Source organism: Pseudomonas sp. Eqa60 (assembly GCF_018326405.1).
GTDB classification, from domain to species: Bacteria; Pseudomonadota; Gammaproteobacteria; order Pseudomonadales; family Pseudomonadaceae; genus Aquipseudomonas; species Aquipseudomonas protegens.
On the sequence record NZ_AP024342.1, the window covers coordinates 6,110,845 to 6,127,558 of the forward strand.

17 protein-coding genes and 1 pseudogene are annotated in these 16,714 nt (G+C 62.3%); 4 read left to right on the forward strand and 14 right to left on the reverse strand.

The features are described from left to right. Nucleotide 1: 1 nt before the first annotated feature. From lipB to KI242_RS27735, 11 genes and pseudogenes are all read right to left on the reverse strand, one after another. A complete protein-coding gene (gene lipB, locus KI242_RS27685) occupies nucleotides 2-649 on the reverse strand; it encodes a lipoyl(octanoyl) transferase LipB (protein ID WP_011063664.1) in 648 nt (215 codons plus the stop codon). Continuing rightward, complete coding sequence (locus tag KI242_RS27690; RefSeq protein WP_011063665.1) at nucleotides 649-924, reverse strand: DUF493 domain-containing protein; 276 nt, start codon at nucleotides 922-924, stop codon at nucleotides 649-651. The genes lipB and KI242_RS27690 overlap by 1 nt, the downstream gene beginning before the upstream one ends. Nucleotides 925-1,005: 81 nt before the next feature. Further along, nucleotides 1,006-2,163 (reverse strand): D-alanyl-D-alanine carboxypeptidase family protein, encoded by a 1,158-nt coding sequence (locus tag KI242_RS27695; RefSeq protein WP_011063666.1) that lies wholly within the window; start codon nucleotides 2,161-2,163, stop codon nucleotides 1,006-1,008. A gap of 186 nt (nucleotides 2,164-2,349) precedes the next feature. Further along, complete coding sequence (locus tag KI242_RS27700) at nucleotides 2,350-3,348, reverse strand: septal ring lytic transglycosylase RlpA family protein (protein ID WP_011063667.1); 999 nt, start codon at nucleotides 3,346-3,348, stop codon at nucleotides 2,350-2,352. Continuing rightward, nucleotides 3,348-4,358: a lytic murein transglycosylase B gene (gene mltB / locus KI242_RS27705; protein ID WP_011063668.1), complete on the reverse strand. Its 1,011-nt coding sequence runs from the start codon at nucleotides 4,356-4,358 to the stop codon at nucleotides 3,348-3,350. The genes KI242_RS27700 and mltB overlap by 1 nt, the downstream gene beginning before the upstream one ends. Nucleotides 4,359-4,375: 17 nt before the next feature. Then, nucleotides 4,376-5,479 carry a rod shape-determining protein RodA gene (gene rodA, locus KI242_RS27710; protein WP_015637169.1) on the reverse strand — a complete coding sequence of 368 codons (1,104 nt, stop codon included), beginning with the start codon at nucleotides 5,477-5,479 and terminating at the stop codon, nucleotides 4,376-4,378. 31 nt (nucleotides 5,480-5,510) lie between these two features. Beyond that, nucleotides 5,511-7,406, reverse strand: coding sequence for a penicillin-binding protein 2 (gene mrdA / locus KI242_RS27715; protein ID WP_011063670.1), 1,896 nt, complete (start codon nucleotides 7,404-7,406; stop codon nucleotides 5,511-5,513). Nucleotides 7,407-7,418: 12 nt separating this feature from the next. After that, the gene (gene rlmH / locus KI242_RS27720; RefSeq protein ID WP_011063671.1) at nucleotides 7,419-7,886 is read right to left on the reverse strand and encodes a 23S rRNA (pseudouridine(1915)-N(3))-methyltransferase RlmH; all 468 of its coding nucleotides are present in this window, start codon (nucleotides 7,884-7,886) and stop codon (nucleotides 7,419-7,421) included. Nucleotides 7,887-7,895: 9 nt separating this feature from the next. Further along, a pseudogene (gene rsfS, locus KI242_RS27725) lies at nucleotides 7,896-8,303 on the reverse strand (ribosome silencing factor); the annotation flags it as partial. 75 nt (nucleotides 8,304-8,378) lie between these two features. Next, nucleotides 8,379-9,023, reverse strand: a complete 645-nt coding sequence (gene nadD, locus KI242_RS27730; protein ID WP_011063673.1) for a nicotinate-nucleotide adenylyltransferase — start codon at nucleotides 9,021-9,023, stop codon at nucleotides 8,379-8,381. Continuing rightward, the gene (locus KI242_RS27735) at nucleotides 9,023-10,288 is read right to left on the reverse strand and encodes a glutamate-5-semialdehyde dehydrogenase (protein ID WP_011063674.1); all 1,266 of its coding nucleotides are present in this window, start codon (nucleotides 10,286-10,288) and stop codon (nucleotides 9,023-9,025) included. Before KI242_RS27735 ends, nadD begins: the two co-directional genes overlap by 1 nt. 176 nt (nucleotides 10,289-10,464) lie before the next feature. Between KI242_RS27735 and KI242_RS27740 the strand changes: the two genes are divergently transcribed. Next, nucleotides 10,465-11,151 (forward strand): DNA-3-methyladenine glycosylase, encoded by a 687-nt coding sequence (locus tag KI242_RS27740; protein WP_011063675.1) that lies wholly within the window; start codon nucleotides 10,465-10,467, stop codon nucleotides 11,149-11,151. A gap of 45 nt (nucleotides 11,152-11,196) precedes the next feature. After that, nucleotides 11,197-12,513, forward strand: a complete 1,317-nt coding sequence (locus KI242_RS27745) for a bifunctional DedA family/phosphatase PAP2 family protein (RefSeq protein ID WP_212805716.1) — start codon at nucleotides 11,197-11,199, stop codon at nucleotides 12,511-12,513. A 42-nt stretch (nucleotides 12,514-12,555) separates the two neighbouring features. Here KI242_RS27745 and KI242_RS27750 read toward each other — a convergent pair whose 3' ends face one another. From KI242_RS27750 to KI242_RS27760, 3 genes are read right to left on the reverse strand one after another with little or no spacing between them, the layout of a single operon-like run. Next, nucleotides 12,556-13,146 (reverse strand): LON peptidase substrate-binding domain-containing protein, encoded by a 591-nt coding sequence (locus KI242_RS27750; RefSeq protein ID WP_015637174.1) that lies wholly within the window; start codon nucleotides 13,144-13,146, stop codon nucleotides 12,556-12,558. Nucleotides 13,147-13,156: 10 nt separating this feature from the next. Beyond that, nucleotides 13,157-13,873 carry an LrgB family protein gene (locus tag KI242_RS27755; protein ID WP_011063678.1) on the reverse strand — a complete coding sequence of 239 codons (717 nt, stop codon included), beginning with the start codon at nucleotides 13,871-13,873 and terminating at the stop codon, nucleotides 13,157-13,159. Then, nucleotides 13,870-14,232, reverse strand: coding sequence for a CidA/LrgA family protein (locus KI242_RS27760; RefSeq protein ID WP_011063679.1), 363 nt, complete (start codon nucleotides 14,230-14,232; stop codon nucleotides 13,870-13,872). The genes KI242_RS27755 and KI242_RS27760 overlap by 4 nt, the downstream gene beginning before the upstream one ends. Before the next feature lie 178 nt (nucleotides 14,233-14,410). Between KI242_RS27760 and KI242_RS27765 the strand changes: the two genes are divergently transcribed. Together KI242_RS27765 and KI242_RS27770 are read left to right on the forward strand one after the other, a co-directional pair. Next, entirely contained in the window at nucleotides 14,411-14,866 is a 456-nt protein-coding gene (locus tag KI242_RS27765) for a MaoC family dehydratase (protein WP_015637175.1), read from the forward strand. 103 nt (nucleotides 14,867-14,969) lie between these two features. Next, nucleotides 14,970-16,688, forward strand: coding sequence for a C13 family peptidase (locus KI242_RS27770; protein ID WP_212805717.1), 1,719 nt, complete (start codon nucleotides 14,970-14,972; stop codon nucleotides 16,686-16,688). Nucleotides 16,689-16,714 lie beyond the last annotated feature (26 nt).

Below are 16,714 nucleotides of genomic sequence, written 5' to 3' on the forward strand. Positions count from 1 at the left end.
ATCAGTCGATTCCGCCCGTTAGGGTCGTCTGCTCAGCATAGTCGAGGTGTTTGACGAGCTGCGCACGCAGCCGGGCACTTACCTCGGCAAATTCAATCGGCCCTGCATGGTCGCTCAGCTGGGTCATCGCCAACCCGGCATAACCACAGGGGTTAATCCGTCGAAACGGCTGCAAATCCATGTCCACGTTCAAGGCCAGACCGTGAAAAGAGCATCCGTGACGGATACGCAGGCCCAGGGAGGCGATTTTCGCCCCATTGACGTAGACGCCCGGTGCATCGGGCTTGGCCGCCGCCGGCACGCCGTAGCTGGCCAGCAGCTCGATCAGGCAGTGCTCCATGCGGTTGACCAGGTCCCGCACACCGAAACCTAATCGGCGCACATCCAGCAGCAGGTAGGCCACCAGCTGGCCAGGGCCGTGATAGGTCACCTGGCCGCCGCGGTCCACCTGCACCACGGGGATATCCCCCGGGAGCAACAGGTGCTCGGCCTTGCCGGCCTGGCCCTGGGTGAATACCGGTGGATGCTGCACCAGCCAGACTTCATCCGGTGCATCGGTACCGCGTTCATTGGTAAAGCGCTGCATAGCTTGCCAGACCGGCTCGTAAGCCATCTGGCCAAGCTCACGAAAGCCCAGCGTCTGTGGCATCACAGCACCATGTGGACGACACCGGTAGCACGCAGGGCACTATTGATATCACGCAGTTGGTCTTCACCGGTGGCGGTGATGTGCAGTTGTACGGTGGTGTACTTGCCGTTGCTGCTTTGACGCTCGGCCAGGGACTTGATGTCCAGCTTGGCGTACTTGGCAAGGATCTCGATCACGGTGTCCTTGAAGCCGACAACCGTGTCACCGATCACCTTGATCGGATAGTCATCGACGGGAAACTCAATCTTGTGCGACTTAACGTCAGTGTCTGTCATGGCAGTAACGGCCTCGTATAGCCGGACGACGGACATGGCCCCCGCTCCACTGGGGAACGAGGGCCACGCAGGTCGACAATATCAGTTGAACAAGCCGTAGAAGAATAGACGGATGCTATCCCACATGCGACGGAAGATACCACCTTCGTCGACCGCTTCCAGGGCGATCAGATCAGCGCTGTGCACCACCTTGTCGTCCAGTTTCACTTCGACTTTACCAATCACGTCGCCCTTGGCGATCGGCGCGATCAGTTGCGGGTTCATGGTCATGCTGGCGGCGAGCTTTTTCAACTGGCCTTTAGGCATAGTCATGGTCAGGTCTTCGGCCAGACCGGCCTTGACCTGATGAGTGGTGCCCTTCCAGACCTGGGCCTGGGCCAGCTCGGTGCCCTTCTGGTAGAAGGTCTGGGTTTCGAAGAAACGGAAACCGTAAGTCAGCAGCTTCTGGGTTTCAGCAGCACGAGCCTGTTCGCTGTTGGTACCGAACACCACCGCGATCAGGCGCATGCCATCACGCACCGCCGAGGACACCATGCAATAGCCGGCTTCGTCGGTATGGCCGGTCTTCAGGCCATCAACGGTCTTGTCGCGCCACAGCAGCAGGTTGCGGTTGGGTTGCTTGATGCCGTTCCAGAAGAACTCCTTCTGCGAGTAGATCGCGTAGTGCGCAGGGTCTTCGTGGATGATCGCGCGAGCCAGCACCGCCATGTCGTGGGCCGACGAGTAATGCTCTGGATTCGGCAGGCCGGTAGGGTTCATGAAGTGGCTGTTGCTCATGCCCAGGTCGGTAGCCGTCTTGTTCATCATGTCGGCGAACGCGTCTTCGCTACCGGCGATATGCTCGGAAACCGCGACGCTGGCGTCGTTACCCGACTGGATGATGATGCCGTGCAGCAGGTCGCTGACGGTGACTTGCGAACCCACCTTGATGAACATCCGCGAGCCGCCGGTACGCCAGGCGTTCTCGCTGACGGTCACCGGATCGTTCTCGCCGATCTGGCCGCGACGGATTTCCAGGGTCGCGATGTAGGCGGTCATCAGCTTGGTCAGGCTGGCCGGCGGCAGGCGCTGGTCACCATTGTTCTCCACCAGCACGTTACCGCTGCTGGCGTCCATGAGCACATAGGATTTGGCGGCCAGTTGCGGTGGCGACGGCATCGCTTCGACCGCCCAGGCGGCGGGCGTGATGATCAGCGGGACAAGCAGGCACAGGCGTTTGGCAAAGGTGGTGATGTTCATCCGTCTCTCGAAGTTGCTAATGGAAACTTGCCCTTGCGGGCAAAACTATTTCAGACAGCCTTCTAAAGGGCTGTCGCGTGTGCAGTTGTTCACTCACTGACCCTTGCCGGGCTTTTGTTGTTCGACGAGCCAACAACCAGGACCCACCCCCCAATACCGCAAGCGGATCTTCAATCTTCAGTATTCTTACTCGGCAGAGACCACGCTGGCCTGCCCAAGGTTCGCCAGGCGCACACTGTTCTGCGCTTGCTGGGCCTCACCCGGCGTGCCGAATGGCCCCAGGCGCACTCGATGCAGCGTCTGTTGATTGCGGACGATCGAGCTGATGAACACCGGGGCGCTCACCATGCCACTCAATTTCGACCTCAACAGCTCGGCAGCGTCAGGGTTGGCGAAGGCGCCCACCTGCAGATACTGGCCAGAAGCTGCTGCCGTGTTTTTCACTTGTACGGGAACCACAGCCGCTGCGTGCTGCTGGGGCGGCGGGGTCCATTGTTCGACAGTGCCGGCCGAGGCCGTAACCACCGGCGCGCTATTCTGGGCCACTTGCGGCTCGTTGAGCATCAGCGGCGCCGGACGGCCACGCTGAGCCCACCATTGCTGCGGATCGATGCCCTCGACCTTGACCCGGGCGGTGCCGGTCTCGGCATAGCCGAGCTTCTTGGCCGCGGCGTAGGAGAGGTCGATGATGCGGTCGGAATAGAACGGCCCACGGTCGTTGACCCGCAGGATCACGCTGCGATTGTTGTCCAGGTTGGTGACCTTCACGTAACTGGGCAACGGCAGGGTCTTGTGCGCGGCACTCATGCCGTACAGGTCATAGACCTCGCCATTGGCGGTGTTCTGGCCGTGGAACTTGGTGCCATACCAGGACGCCGTGCCGGAGGCCACGTAGTTTTTCGATTCCTGGATGGGGAAATAGGTCTTGCCCAGTACCGTGTAGGGGTTGGCCTTGTAGGGGCCGGTATGCAGGGTCGGGGTCGCATCGGGGATGCGCGAAACGTCGACATCCCACCACGGCGCGCCATCCTTGTGGGCGCGGTTGACGTCCAGGCCCGGCATGGAACGCACAGCGGTGGAAGATTTCTGCTGCGGCGAGCGACTCGTCGAGCAACTGACCACCAGCAAGGACAACGCGGCAAAAGCCACCAGCTTCAGGGGTTTGCGAATTGGCATTGCCAGCATTACTTGACGCCCCGTGCTTGGACCAGCTGTTCAGACAACTGATGTACGGCCATGGCGTACATCACGCTGCGGTTATAGCGAGTGATCGCGTAAAAATTCTTCAGGCCCATCCAGTATTCCGGGCCATTGTCACCTTCCAGACGGAAAGCGGTGACCGGCATATCATCGCGCAGCGCATCATGACTCGACCAGCCCAGGGCCCGCAACTCTCCGACGGTTTTCGTCGGTTCGATCCCGGTGGTCAAGCCTTCATCTACCCGATCGCCACGCACATCGGCGCGACTGACCACCGGCTCGCCGGCCACCCAGCCGTGGCGTTTGAAATAGCTGGCCACACTGCCGATGGCATCATCGGGGTTGGTCCAGATATTGATGTGGCCGTCACCGTCGAAGTCCACCGCATAAGCCCGAAAACTGCTGGGCATGAACTGTGGTAGGCCCATGGCTCCGGCGTAGGAACCCTTGAGGCTCAATGGATCGACCTGCTCCTCACGCGCCAGCAGCAGAAACTCGCGCAGTTCCTTGCGGAAGAACTCGGCACGGGGCGGATAATCGAAACCCAGGGTGGACAATGCGTCGATCACCCGGTAATTCCCGGTATTTCGACCGAAAAAGGTTTCAACGCCGATGATCGAGACAATTACCTGGGCCGGTACGCCATATTCCTGCTCGGCGCGGGCCAGCACCGCTTCATGCTGGCGCCAGAAATCCACACCGCGGGCAATGCGCGCGTCGGTGATGAACATCGGCCGGTATTCCTTCCACTGCTTGACCCGCTCGGCGGGCCGCGAAATGGCGTCAAGAATCGACTGCTTGCGCTCGGCCTCGCGGAACACAGCCATCAGCTGCTCCCCGGCAAAACCATAGTCCCGAGTCATTTCGCCCACGAATTCGGCCACCTGGGGCGAACCTTCGTAATCACCGGCGAACGCGGGCTGCGCTGCACCAAGGATGCTTACCAGACCGACCCACGGCGCCTGCCGAGCGGCCCAGCCACGCATTGCTTGCATTGAATTCTTCACCTTAATCAAACCTGCGCGATCCACTTGCGATGGGTATGGATCGACATCAAAACCCCAAACGCTGACAGTAGCGTCACCAGCGAAGTTCCTCCGTAGCTAATGAACGGCAACGGCACCCCTACGACCGGCAACAAGCCACTGACCATACCGATGTTGACGAAAACGTAAACAAAAAACGTCATGGTCAGGCTGCCCGCGAGCAATTTGCCAAACAGTGTCTGGGCCTGGGCGGTGATCACCAGCCCGCGCCCGATCAGCAGCAGGTAGATCAGCAGCAGCGCACAGATGCCCACCAGGCCGAACTCCTCGCCCATGACAGCGATAATGAAGTCGGTGTGGCTCTCCGGCAAAAAGTCCAGGTGCGACTGGGTGCCCAGCAGCCAGCCCTTGCCGAACACCCCACCGGAGCCGATGGCGGCCTTGGACTGGATGATGTTCCAGCCGGTGCCCAGCGGATCGCTCTCCGGGTCGAGGAAAGTCAGGATCCGCTGCTTCTGGTAGTCGTGCATGATGAAGAACCACATGGCGATGGCCACGGGAACCGCAGCCGCCAGCACGCTGAGGATCCAGCGCCAGCGCAGGCCGCCCATAAACAGCACGAAGGTGCCGCCGGCCAGGATCAGCAAGGCCGTACCCAGGTCAGGCTGACGCACGATCAGGATGAACGGAATGCCAATCAGCACCAGGCTGATCCCCACATGCTTGAGATGGGGTGGCAGGGTGCGCTTGGACAGGTACCAGGCGATGGTCGCCGGCATGATGATCTTCATGAACTCCGACGGCTGGAAGCGGATCACCCCGGGGATGTTGATCCAGCGGGTCGCCCCCATGGCGTTGTGGCCCATGACATCTACCACCACCAGCAGCACCACGCCGAACACGTAGCCCAACGGCACCCAGCGGGCCATGAAGCGCGGCTCGAACTGGGCGATGACGATCATCGACACCAGTCCGATACCGAATGAAGTGGCCTGCTTGGCCAGCAGGTCCCAACTCTTGCCGCTGGCGGAATACAGCACGAACAGGCTGCCGGCAGCCAGGGTCAGCAGCAGCACCAGCAGCGGGCCATCAATATGCAGGCGCTGCAACAGCGTCGCGCGACGACGCATCACATCCTCACTGGAGAGGATGCGGTCAAAATTACTCTTCACGGGCCGTAGCCTCCGCGCTGATAGGGCTGGCGAACTCGGGCTTGAGCTGGCCGTCCTGGCCGAGAAGCCAGGCATCCATCACCTGACGCACTACCGGTGCCGCGACGCCGGAGCCCGACTCACCGTTCTCGACCATGACCGAGACCACGATCTTGGGGTTTTCCGCCGGAGCGAAGCCGACGAACAAGGCGTGGTCACGATGCCGTTCCTGGACCTTGGAGCGGTCGTACTTCTCGCCCTGCTTGATCGCCACCACCTGGGCGGTACCACTCTTGCCGGCAATCCGATACGGCGAACCGGCCGCGGCCTTGCGCGCGGTGCCCCGGGCACCGTGCATCACCTGCTGCATGCCATGGTTGACCTTCGTCCAGTCCGAGGGGTCACGCAGGACAATGTCCGGCATCGGGTTGTGATCCACCGGCTTCTCGCCCTCGATGCTTTTGGCCAGGTGGGGCCGGTTCCACTTGCCCTTGCTGGCGACCAGGGCGGTGGCCTGGGCCAGTTGCAACGGCGTGGACTGCATGTAGCCCTGGCCGATCCCGAGAATCAGGGTCTCCCCCGGGAACCAGGCCTGGCGCCGGGTGGCGCGCTTCCATTCGCGGGTCGGCATCAAGCCCGGCGACTCCTCGAACATGTCCAAAGAGACCTTCTGGCCGATACCGAACTTGCTCATGTAGGCGGACAGCCGGTCGATCCCCAGCTTGTGGGCCAGGTCGTAGAAATAGGTGTCGTTGGACCGCATGATCGCGGTATCCAGGTCGACATAACCGTCACCGGTACGGTTCCAGTTGCGGTACTTGTGGTCGTAGTTGGGCAACTGGTAGTAGCCCGGGTCGTAGACCCGGGTCGAAGCCGTGACCACGCCGGCATCCAGCCCGGCAATGGCCACCGCCGGCTTGATGGTCGAACCCGGCGGATAGAGGCCACGCAGCACCCGGTTGAACAGCGGCCGGTCGATGGAATCGCGCAGCTCGGCATAGGCCTTGAAGCTGATGCCGGTGACGAACAGGTTGGGGTCGAAGCTCGGCTGGCTGACCATCGCCAGCACTTCACCGGTACTCGGGTCCAGGGCTACCACCGCGCCACGGCGCCCGCCCAGGGCCAGTTCCGCGGCTTCCTGCAACTTGATGTCCAGGCTCAGGACAATGTCCTTGCCGGGAATCGGGTCGGTGCGCTTGAGCACTCGCAGCACCCGGCCACGGGCGTTGGTCTCGACCTCTTCGTAACCCACCTGGCCGTGCAGCTCAGGCTCGTAGAAGCGCTCGATGCCGGTCTTGCCTATATGGTGGGTGCCGCTGTAGTTCACCGGATCGAGGGACTTGAGCTCTTTCTCGTTGATCCGCCCCATATAGCCCACGGAGTGCGCAAAGTGCGCGCCCTGGGGGTAATGCCGGACCAGCTGGGCCACCACTTCCACACCGGGCAGGCGGAACTGGTTCACCGCGATCCGGGCGATCTGCTCTTCCGTCAGCTCGAACAGGATCGGCACCGGCTCGAAAGGCCGACGCCCCTGCTTCATGCGCTTTTCAAACAGCACCCGGTCTTCCGGAGTCAGCTCCAGCACCTCGACGATCACGTCGAGCACCTGCTGCCAGTCGCCGGAACGCTCGCGGGTCATGCTCAGGCTGAAGCTGGGCCGGTTGTCCGCCACCACCACGCCATTGCGGTCGAAAATCAACCCGCGAGTCGGTGGAATCGGCTGCACGTGGACCCGGTTGTTCTCCGAAAGGGTGGAGTGATAGTCGTACTGGATCACCTGCAGGTAATACAGCCGGGCAATCAGCACACCGATCAGGCAAACCACCATGATTGCGCCGAACACGACACGGCCACGCACCAGACGGGCGTCTTTTTCGTGGTCCTTGATGCGGATCGGCTGGGACATGAGGGGCGCGGGCTACTTGTGGTAAGGGTGCCCGGACAGCACGGTCCAGGCGCGATACAGCTGTTCACCGATGAGAATCCGCACCAGCGGGTGCGGCAAGGTCAGCGGCGACAGCGACCAGCGCTGATCCGCCCGCGCACAGACCTCCGGCGCCAGCCCTTCCGGGCCGCCGACCATGAAATTCACGGTGCGCGAATCGAGACGCCAGCGATCCAGTTCCACCGCCAGTTGCTCGGTGCTCCAGGGTTTGCCATGCACCTCGAGGGTGACGATGCGCTCGTTATGCCCGACCTTGGCCAGCATGGCCTCGCCCTCCTGACGGATGAAGCGAGCCACGTCGGCGTTCTTGCCCCGGGTATTGAGCGGAATTTCCACCAGTTCCAACGCCAGCTCGGATGGCAGACGCTTGGCATACTCGTGCCAACCCTCTTCCACCCACTTGGGCATGCGTGAACCGACAGCGATCAGACGCAGGCGCACAGCCGTCCCTTATTGCTGGTCTTTGTTGAGCTTGGTGAAGTGCTCGTGACCATGCTCCGGGCTGTGGTGCTTGCCATCGGCCGCGCGGCTCTGCTCGGCGCCCTGCCACAGACGCTCCAGGTCGTAGAACTGGCGGGCCGAGGCGGTCATCATGTGCACGATCACGTCGTCCAGGTCCAGCAGCACCCAGTCGCTGTCGCCCTTGCCTTCTTCACCCAATGGGCGCACGCCTTGGGCCTTGACCATTTCACGGACCTTTTCCAGCATCGCGCCGATCTGGCGGTTGGAGGTACCGGTAGCGATGATCATGTAGTCAGTGATGCTCTGCTTGTCGCGAACATCGATCACCAGGACGTCCTGGGCCTTGACGTCTTCCAGCGCGGCGACAGCCACCTTGACCAGATCTTCGCCTTTCATTACTTGGTTAGTCATATAAAACTCGTTTAGCTCGTATGTTTGGAACGCCGCTCAGCACAGGCCGGCAGCGCTCCTTCAGTTCGGCGCACGGTAAAGCCCGTGTGCATCGATATAGGCCAGGACCGCGTCAGGCACCAGGAAACGTACCGACTTACCGCTGGCCAGCAGTTGACGGATCTGGGTGGCGGACACCGCAAGCGGCGTCTGCCAGACGAATGCAATGTGTCCCCCAGGCCCTTGCAAGGCCAAAGGGTCGCTCACCGAACGCGCTGCCAGCAGGTTGCGCAAGGCATCCGGCGGTTCGCTGTCGGCATCCGGGCGTTGCAGCACCAGGATGTGGCAATGCTGGAGTAACTCTTCCCAGCGATGCCAGGTGGGCAGGCCGCAAAACGCGTCCCAGCCCAGTAACAGAAACAACTGGTCATCTGCGGCCAGCTCGGCCCGCATCTGTTCCAGGGTGTCGATGGTGTAGGACGGCTTGTCCCGTTTCAGCTCACGGTCGTCCACCACCAGGGGTGAAACGCCCGCCACCGCACACTCGACCATCGCCAGACGATCGAGGGCCGACACCTGCGGTGTATCCCGATGGGGCGGCCTGGCACTGGGCACCAGGCGCAGCTCATCGAGTTGCATGGATTCCGCCACCTCCAGCGCGCCACGCAAGTGGCCGATATGCACTGGATCGAAGGTGCCGCCCAGCAGACCGATACGTTTGCCCATCAAGTACGCACGTGACCGTCGCCAAAGACTACGTACTTCTCGCTGGTCAGCCCTTCCAGCCCAACCGGGCCACGGGCGTGCAGCTTGTCGGTGGAAATGCCGATCTCCGCGCCCAGGCCGTACTCGAAGCCGTCGGCAAAGCGCGTCGAGGCATTGACCATGACCGAACTGGAGTCCACTTCGTTAAGGAAGCGCCGGGCGTCACTGAAGTTTTCGGTGACGATCGAGTCGGTGTGGTGCGAGCCATAGGTATTGATGTGCTCGATGGCCTGCTCCAGGTTGTCCAGCACGCGGATCGAGAGGATCGGCGCGGTGTACTCGGTGCGCCAGTCTTCTTCGGTTGCTTCCAACACACCGGCACCGAGGAGTGCGCGGGTTTGCGCACAGCCACGCAGCTCGACGCCCTTGTCGCGGTAGATCGCGGCCAATGGCGGCAATACGCGCTCGGCAATGGCGGAGTGAACCAGCAGGGTTTCCATGGTGTTGCACGGTGCATAGCGCTGGGTCTTGGCGTTGTCGGCAATGCGAATGGCCTTGTCCAGGTCCGCCGCGACATCGATATACACGTGGCAGACGCCGTCCAGGTGCTTGATCACCGGCACCTTGGCGTCACGGCTGACCCGCTCGATCAGGCTCTTGCCGCCACGGGGCACGATCACGTCGACGAACTCGGGCATGGTGATCAGCGCTCCAACCGCAGCGCGGTCGGTGGTTTCCACTACCTGCACCACGTGAGGCGGCAGGTCGGCCGCCGCCAGGCCCTGCTGAATGCAGGTGGCGATGGCGCGGTTGGAATGGATCGCCTCGGAACCGCCGCGCAGGATGGTGGCGTTGCCCGACTTCAGGCACAGGCTGGCCGCATCGATGGTCACGTTCGGGCGCGACTCGTAGATGATGCCGATCACCCCCAGGGGCACGCGCATCTTGCCCACCTGGATGCCCGACGGCAGGTAGCGCATGTCGCGGATTTCACCGATGGGGTCAGGCAGCTTGGCCACCTGACGCAGGCCTTCGATCATTTCGTCGATACGCGCCGGGGTCAGCGCCAGGCGATCCAGCAGAGCCGGCTCCAGACCATTGGCCCGGCCGTTGGCCAGGTCCTGCTCGTTGGCCGCAGTCAGTTCCGGTCGTGCCGCGTCCAACGCATCGGCAGCCGCCAGCAGCGCACGGTTCTTTTGCGCGGTGGTGGCACGGGCGATCACCCGGGAAGCCTGGCGGGCAGCGCGACCCAGGCGGGTCATGTAGTCAAGAACGGACTCAGTCATGGTCTGGTGTGGTCTTGGCAAAGAGGAAAGCGGCTGATTATAGCTGTCGCGCCGGCCCACGGACAGCGGTCACGGGCGGATGGTCGAAATGGAGTGCAAATACCCGGCGTTCAGCCTGAATTAAGCCTGGAGTTGTTACCATTGCGTCACCTTTTCCGCCATAACCCTTCGCCACCATGTCCATTCTGACCTCTGCAAAACTGCCAAAAGCCCTGCCGGACGGCTTTTTCGACCGTGATGCCGAGCTTTTGGCCCGCGAACTGTTGGGCAAAGTCATCCGCCATAAAGTCGGCGATCTGTGGCTGTCCGCGCGCATTATCGAAACCGAAGCCTATTACTGCGAGGAAAAAGGCAGCCACGCCTCCCTCGGCTACACAGAAAAGCGTAAGGCTTTGTTTCTGGACGGCGGCCACATCTATATGTACTACGCCCGCGGCGGCGACTCCCTGAACTTCAGCGCCCGGGGCCCTGGCAATGCCGTACTGATCAAGTCCGCCTATCCCTGGGTCGATGAAGTCTCCGGCCCTGCCAGCCTGGCGCAGATGCTGCTGAACAATCCGGACGCCAGTGGCCGGCCGCGCCCCGCGCAAAAGCTCTGCGCCGGCCAGACCCTGCTGTGCAAGGCCCTGGGCCTGAAGGTTCCGGTCTGGGATGCGAAACGCTTCGATCACGAGATTCTCTTCGTCGAAGATGTGGGTGCCGCCGTGCCACACATCCTCCAGACCACCCGCCTGGGCATCCCCCATGGGCGTGACGAACACCTGATGTATCGCTTTGTCGATGCCGCCTACGCCCCCTACTGCACGCGCAACCCTATGCGTCGCGGCCAGGTCGAAGGGCGCGACTACCTGGTGCTCGGCTGACGCCACCGTCCCACCTCAGCAAAAAACAACAACGGAGTTGAATTTATGGGCCCATGGCTCGACAGCGTGACCGCCTGGCTAACCAGCAACCCCCAATGGCTGGCAGCCGCAGTGTTCATCGTGGCCTGCATGGAATGCCTGGCGATCGTGGGCCTGATCGTGCCGGGCACGGTCCTGCTGTTCGCGATTGCGGTACTGGCCGGCAATGGCGCCCTGTCACTGGGGGAAACCCTGCTCCTGGGTGCTGCCGGCGGATTGCTGGGGGACGTGATGTCCTATCTGCTGGGACGGCATTTCCACCAAGGCATTCGCCGCTTGCCCGGCCTTCGTCATCACCCTGAATGGATCAGCGGTGCGGAAAGCTACTTCCAGCGCTATGGCATCGCCAGCCTGCTGGTGGGCCGCTTCATCGGCCCGCTACGACCAATGCTGCCGATGGTGGCCGGAATGTTCGACATGCCGTTCCCACGTTTCCTCGCCGTCAGCCTGCTGGCGGCGGCGGGCTGGTCGCTGGCCTATCTGCTGCCGGGCTGGGCCACGGGCGCGGCGATTCGCCTGCCCCTGCCCGAAGGCTTCTGGCCCCAGGCGGGCATCGTCATTGGCAGCCTGGTGGTGCTTGTCGGCCTGAGCGTCAACAGCAGCCTGCGGCGCCATCGCCGGGCAACCCTGTTGATGTCCGGCCTGAGCCTGCTGATTCTGGCAGGGCTGTTCATCGGCTATCCGTACCTGACGCAGTTCGACCAGGGCCTGATCGCCCTGGTACAGGAGCACCGGGACCCGGCTCTGGACAAGATCATGGTCATGGTCACCCAGATCGGCGAGTTCCGCGCCATGTTCATCCTCAGCGCAGTGCTGACCCTGCTGCTCCTGGCCCTGCGCCAATGGCGCCAGGCCACGTTCGCCGGAGCGACCCTGCTGTGTACTGCCCTGGCCAACACCGGCAGCAAATGGTTCTTCGCACGGGTACGCCCTGAAGTGCTGAGCGAGCCTCTCACCAGTTTCAGCATGCCCAGCGGTCACTCTTCCGGCTCCTTCGCCCTGTTCTTGACCCTGGCAGTTCTGGCCGGCCGTGGCCAGCCACCCCGCATGCGCCTGACCTGGCTGTTGCTGGGCTGCCTGCCGGCGGCCTCCATTGCCTTATCCCGGGTCTATCTGGGGGCCCATTGGCCAACCGACATTCTCGCCGGTGCCATGCTCGCGGCCTGTGTCTGCGCCGCCAGCCTGACCCTGAGCCAATGGCAAGGCCCGCTCAAGCCGATGCCGGCCAGGGCCTGGTGGCTGCTACTGCCGGTCATGCTGTTGATGTGCGGATACATGGCGACACGGCACTTGCCTCACGCCCTGCTGCGGTACGCCTATTAAAAACGCCAGAGGCAAGCTGCGGCCGCCACTACAGGCTGCGGCTCAGGCGAAGAGTTCGCCTTGCAGCTCGTCCAGCAACTGCTGGATGGCATCCAGACGCTGCTGTGGATCATCCAGTTGCAGCAGGTCGATCTTGTCCTGTTCGGAAAAAGGCAGCAGGTAGGCCAACTGATTGGCCAGTGACAGCTGCCCCGTAGCCTCGACCCCCATATCCAGGGCCTCGACCATCGGATGTTCGGCCAAGGCCTTGAGCAGCGCAATCAGGTCCGCATCCTCATCCTGCAACGGCTGTTCGGGGGCCTCTTCCAGCCATTGCACCCGGGCCACCGTCAGTTGGTCTTTCTGCACTTCGCTTTGCAGAATGCGAAAACGCCGACCGCCCCTGACCCTGATTCCCAGCAGCCCGTTGTCCTGCTGGTGGAAGTCGGTGATCAAGGCTTCACAGCCAATTTGCGCATAGCCCTGGGCGGCCGTCCCGACCTCCTCCCCTTCAAGGATGCACACCACCCCAAACCCGCTGCCCTGCTTCATGCAGCGCCCGATCATGTCGAGATAACGCGCCTCGAAAATCTGCAGATCGAGAATGCAATCGGGAAACAGCACGGTATTCAGAGGAAAAAGCGCCAGGTTCATACTTCCTTCCTTAAACCAGCAACGACACCGCCAACGGCAGCAACACTGCCGTGGCCACGCCCATCAGACTCATCGCCAGCGCCGCAAAGGCGCCGCACTCCTCACTTTCCTGCAAGGCCACCGAGGTGCCCACTGCGTGGGCGGTCATGCCCAGGGCCATGCCTCGCGCTTCCGGGCCATGCACCCCCAAACGGTTGAGCAGGCCCGGGCCAAATATCGCTCCGATCACTCCGGTAATCAGCACGAAGACCGCCGCCAACGCCGCCACGCCACCAATCTGCTCGGCCACCAGCATGGCAATGGGCGAGGTCACCGACTTGGGCGCCATGGTCATTAGGATCATGTGCTCGGCACCAAACCACCATCCCAGCAGTACGCCCAGGCTGGTAGCTACGACGCCACCCACCACCAGCGTAGCCAATATCGGCCAGAACAATTGGCGGATCCGTCGCAGGTTGAGGTACAGCGGCACCGCCAGGGCTACCGTCGCCGGGCCCAGCAGAATGCTCAGGATTTCGGTGCTCTTGCGGTACTCGGCATAGCTCAGGCCGCAGCCGAGCAGCACGCCGATCACCAGTAGCATGGACACCAGCACCGGCTGCAGGAACATCCAGCGGGTCTTCTCGAACGCCGCCAGCACCAGTTGATAGGCACCCAGCGTGATGCCGATGCCAAACAGCGGGTGATGGATCACCGCGGCCCAGGCCCCCTGCCAATCGAAGATCATTGACTGTCCTCCTGCCGGCCCTGGCGCTTGACCAGGCGCTGCATCAGCACGCCGACAAAGGCCATCGAGATCACCAGGGACAACACCAGCGCGCCGGTAATGGCCCAGAAGTCCGCGGCGATGTCCCGGGCATAGACCATGACCCCCACCGCAGGCGGCACCAGCAGCAGCGGCAGGTAACGCAGCAGGCTGCCAGCCGCGAGATTCAGCGGCTCGCCCACTTCACCGCGCACCACCAGGAAAACCAGCAGCAGCAACAGGCCGATGATGGGCCCGGGAAGCACGGGCAACAGCAGGTGATTGAGCGCCGTTCCGAGCAATTGGAACAGCACCAGCCATGTCAAACCGCGTAACAACATACCGCCTCTCCAGCCAGATCCCGTCGCGCATTATAAGCACGCAGGTGCTATGAACCGGCATTCGCCAAAAGCATGGATGTTTACCGGGAAGGATCGCCATGATGATCTAAAGTGGAAGTTTCAGAGCGCACCACACAACGTCGAATACTAATAAATCGTTGATCCAAGGAGAGTCTCAATGCCCCATGTTCCTGTTGCAGAGCTCAAAGATTATGTCGGGAAGGAACTCGGACGTTCCCCATGGCTCACCATCGACCAGGAGCGCATCAACCTCTTCGCCGAGGCGACCGGTGACTTCCAGTTCATCCACGTGGATCCGGTCAAGGCCGCACAGACCCCGTTCGGCAGCACCATTGCCCACGGTTTCCTGACCCTGTCGCTGATCCCCAAACTGATGGAAGACATCCTCGTGCTGCCCCAGGGCCTGAAGATGGTGGTCAACTACGGCCTGGACAGCGTGCGTTTCATCCAGCCGGTGCCAGTCAATTCCAAGGTGCGGCTCAAGGTCGACCTGACTGAAGTCACCGAAAAGAAACCCGGTCAGTGGCTGCTCAAGGCGACCGCCACCCTGGAAATCGACGGCCAGGAAAAACCGGCCTATATCGCCGAGCCGCTGTCGCTCTGTTTCGTCTGAAATCCCTCCGATGCGAAACAGCTCACGCTGTTTCGCTCAACCTCTCTATATATAAGACACACCGCTGCGGCATACTCGGTCCCCTAATTATCCGGAACCCGTTATGCGCCCACTTGCACCCCTGGTTTTGACCCTATTGCTCAGTGCCTGTGGCGACGGCGAATCGCTGTTGCCGCCCGATGCCCGCCTGCCGGACGGCGGGCGCTATCGAGGCGACCTGGTCAATGGCCTGCTCCAGGGACAAGGGCGCATCGACTATCCCAACGGCAGTTGGTACGCCGGCCAGTTCGACAAGGGCCAGTGGCATGGCCAGGGGGAATGGCACGGCAGCAACGGCGAGGTCTATCGCGGCCAGTTCCAGCAAGGGCTGTTCCATGGTCAGGGCACCCTGACCACCAAGGACAGCAGCTACAGCGGCGGCTTCAAGCTCGGCCGCCGGGATGGCGAAGGCACCCTCAAAGAAGACGGCATGACCTACCGCGGCGAATTCAAGGCCGACCTGTATTCGGGCCTCGGGCGCCTGGAACTGGACGACGGCAGCCAGTACCAGGGCCAGTTCGCCAAGGGCAAGCCCAATGGCGAAGGCCAGCGCAGCGACGCCAGCGGCAACCAGTTCACCGGCAACTTCGTCAACGGCCAGCTGGAAGGCAACGGCACCTTCAACAGTGCCGAAGGCGACATCTACGTCGGCGGCTTCAAGCACAACCAGCTCAACGGCAAGGGCCGCTACGAAAACTCCGACGGTGACGTCTGGATCGGCCAGTTCAAGGAAGGCGCCCTGAGTGGCAAGGGCGAACTGACCGGCGCCGACGGCAGCCACTATGTCGGCACCTTCAGCGACTGGCGCTTCAGCGGTGAGGGGCGGCTCAACCTCAGCGATGGCAGCTTCTACGTTGGCGGCTTCGACAGTGACAACTACCAAGGCCACGGCGTACTGGTACTGCGCGATGGCAGCGTGCAAAGCGGTGTATGGAACAACGGCCTGCGGGTTCGCGACGCCGATGGCAAGCTACTGCCAGACCCGCTGGAAACTGCGCTGCTGGTCCAGGGCCGCTTGCTCAAGGAAGCCCTCGATACGGTGCCCGCCTCCACCCCGGCCATCGAACTCTACAGCCTGACCCTGGCCGGCGACGGCAAGCAGAGCGTGTTCCTGCGCGAGGCCGACTATGTCAGCAACATGCTCGCCAGTCGCTTCGGCGCCTACGGCCAGATCCGCCTGGTCAATCACCGCGACCACCTGATGAACCGGCCCATGGCCACCCGGGAAAACCTGCGCCGCGCCGCCCAGACCCTGGCCGAACGCAGCGGCCCGGAAGACCTGGTGTTCATCTACCTCACCAGCCACGGCACCAGCGCCCACGAACTGGTGCTGGACCAGCCGCGCCTGGAGCTGGCAGACCTGCCCGCCGATGAACTGGCCACCGCCCTGGCCCCGCTGAAGAACCGCGACAAGATCATCGTCATCTCTTCCTGCTACTCCGGCGGCTTCATCCCGGCCCTCAAGGATGAGCGAACCCTGATCATGACCGCATCCCAGGCAGACCGGGTGTCCTTCGGCTGCTCGGAAGAGGCCGACTTCACCTACTTTGGCGATGTCCTGTTCGCCCAGGCGCTGAACCAGACCGACGACCTGGAGCATGCATTCAAGCTGGCCCGGGGCATCGTTGCCGAGCGTGAGCAGGCAGACGGCTTCGAAGCGTCGGAACCGCAGATCTGGGCGCCCAGAGGCGTCATTGCCCATTGGCAACAATTGCGCAAACAGCAGGCACGAAAGGCCCTGCAGAGTGTCTCTATAAGCAGCAAGGAAGCACAGAGCAACTAAGCTGAAACAGTATCAAGGGGGAATGA

What these genes read in the sequence shown, in the direction of transcription:
- lipB (WP_011063664.1), bottom strand. Translation starts at nt 649, where the DNA reads ATGCCACAGACGCTGGGCTTTCGTGAGCTTGGCCAGATGGCTTACGAG.
- KI242_RS27690 (WP_011063665.1), bottom strand. Translation starts at nt 924, where the DNA reads ATGACAGACACTGACGTTAAGTCGCACAAGATTGAGTTTCCCGTCGAT.
- KI242_RS27695 (WP_011063666.1), bottom strand. Translation starts at nt 2,163, where the DNA reads ATGAACATCACCACCTTTGCCAAACGCCTGTGCCTGCTTGTCCCGCTG.
- KI242_RS27700 (WP_011063667.1), bottom strand. Translation starts at nt 3,348, where the DNA reads ATGCTGGCAATGCCAATTCGCAAACCCCTGAAGCTGGTGGCTTTTGCC.
- mltB (WP_011063668.1), bottom strand. Translation starts at nt 4,358, where the DNA reads ATGCAAGCAATGCGTGGCTGGGCCGCTCGGCAGGCGCCGTGGGTCGGT.
- rodA (WP_015637169.1), bottom strand. Translation starts at nt 5,479, where the DNA reads ATGCGTCGTCGCGCGACGCTGTTGCAGCGCCTGCATATTGATGGCCCG.
- mrdA (WP_011063670.1), bottom strand. Translation starts at nt 7,406, where the DNA reads ATGTCCCAGCCGATCCGCATCAAGGACCACGAAAAAGACGCCCGTCTG.
- nadD (WP_011063673.1), bottom strand. Translation starts at nt 9,023, where the DNA reads ATGGGCAAACGTATCGGTCTGCTGGGCGGCACCTTCGATCCAGTGCAT.
- KI242_RS27735 (WP_011063674.1), bottom strand. Translation starts at nt 10,288, where the DNA reads ATGACTGAGTCCGTTCTTGACTACATGACCCGCCTGGGTCGCGCTGCC.
- KI242_RS27740 (WP_011063675.1), top strand. Translation starts at nt 10,465, where the DNA reads ATGTCCATTCTGACCTCTGCAAAACTGCCAAAAGCCCTGCCGGACGGC.
- KI242_RS27745 (WP_212805716.1), top strand. Translation starts at nt 11,197, where the DNA reads ATGGGCCCATGGCTCGACAGCGTGACCGCCTGGCTAACCAGCAACCCC.
- KI242_RS27750 (WP_015637174.1), bottom strand. Translation starts at nt 13,146, where the DNA reads ATGAACCTGGCGCTTTTTCCTCTGAATACCGTGCTGTTTCCCGATTGC.
- KI242_RS27755 (WP_011063678.1), bottom strand. Translation starts at nt 13,873, where the DNA reads ATGATCTTCGATTGGCAGGGGGCCTGGGCCGCGGTGATCCATCACCCG.
- KI242_RS27760 (WP_011063679.1), bottom strand. Translation starts at nt 14,232, where the DNA reads ATGTTGTTACGCGGTTTGACATGGCTGGTGCTGTTCCAATTGCTCGGA.
- KI242_RS27765 (WP_015637175.1), top strand. Translation starts at nt 14,411, where the DNA reads ATGCCCCATGTTCCTGTTGCAGAGCTCAAAGATTATGTCGGGAAGGAA.
- KI242_RS27770 (WP_212805717.1), top strand. Translation starts at nt 14,970, where the DNA reads ATGCGCCCACTTGCACCCCTGGTTTTGACCCTATTGCTCAGTGCCTGT.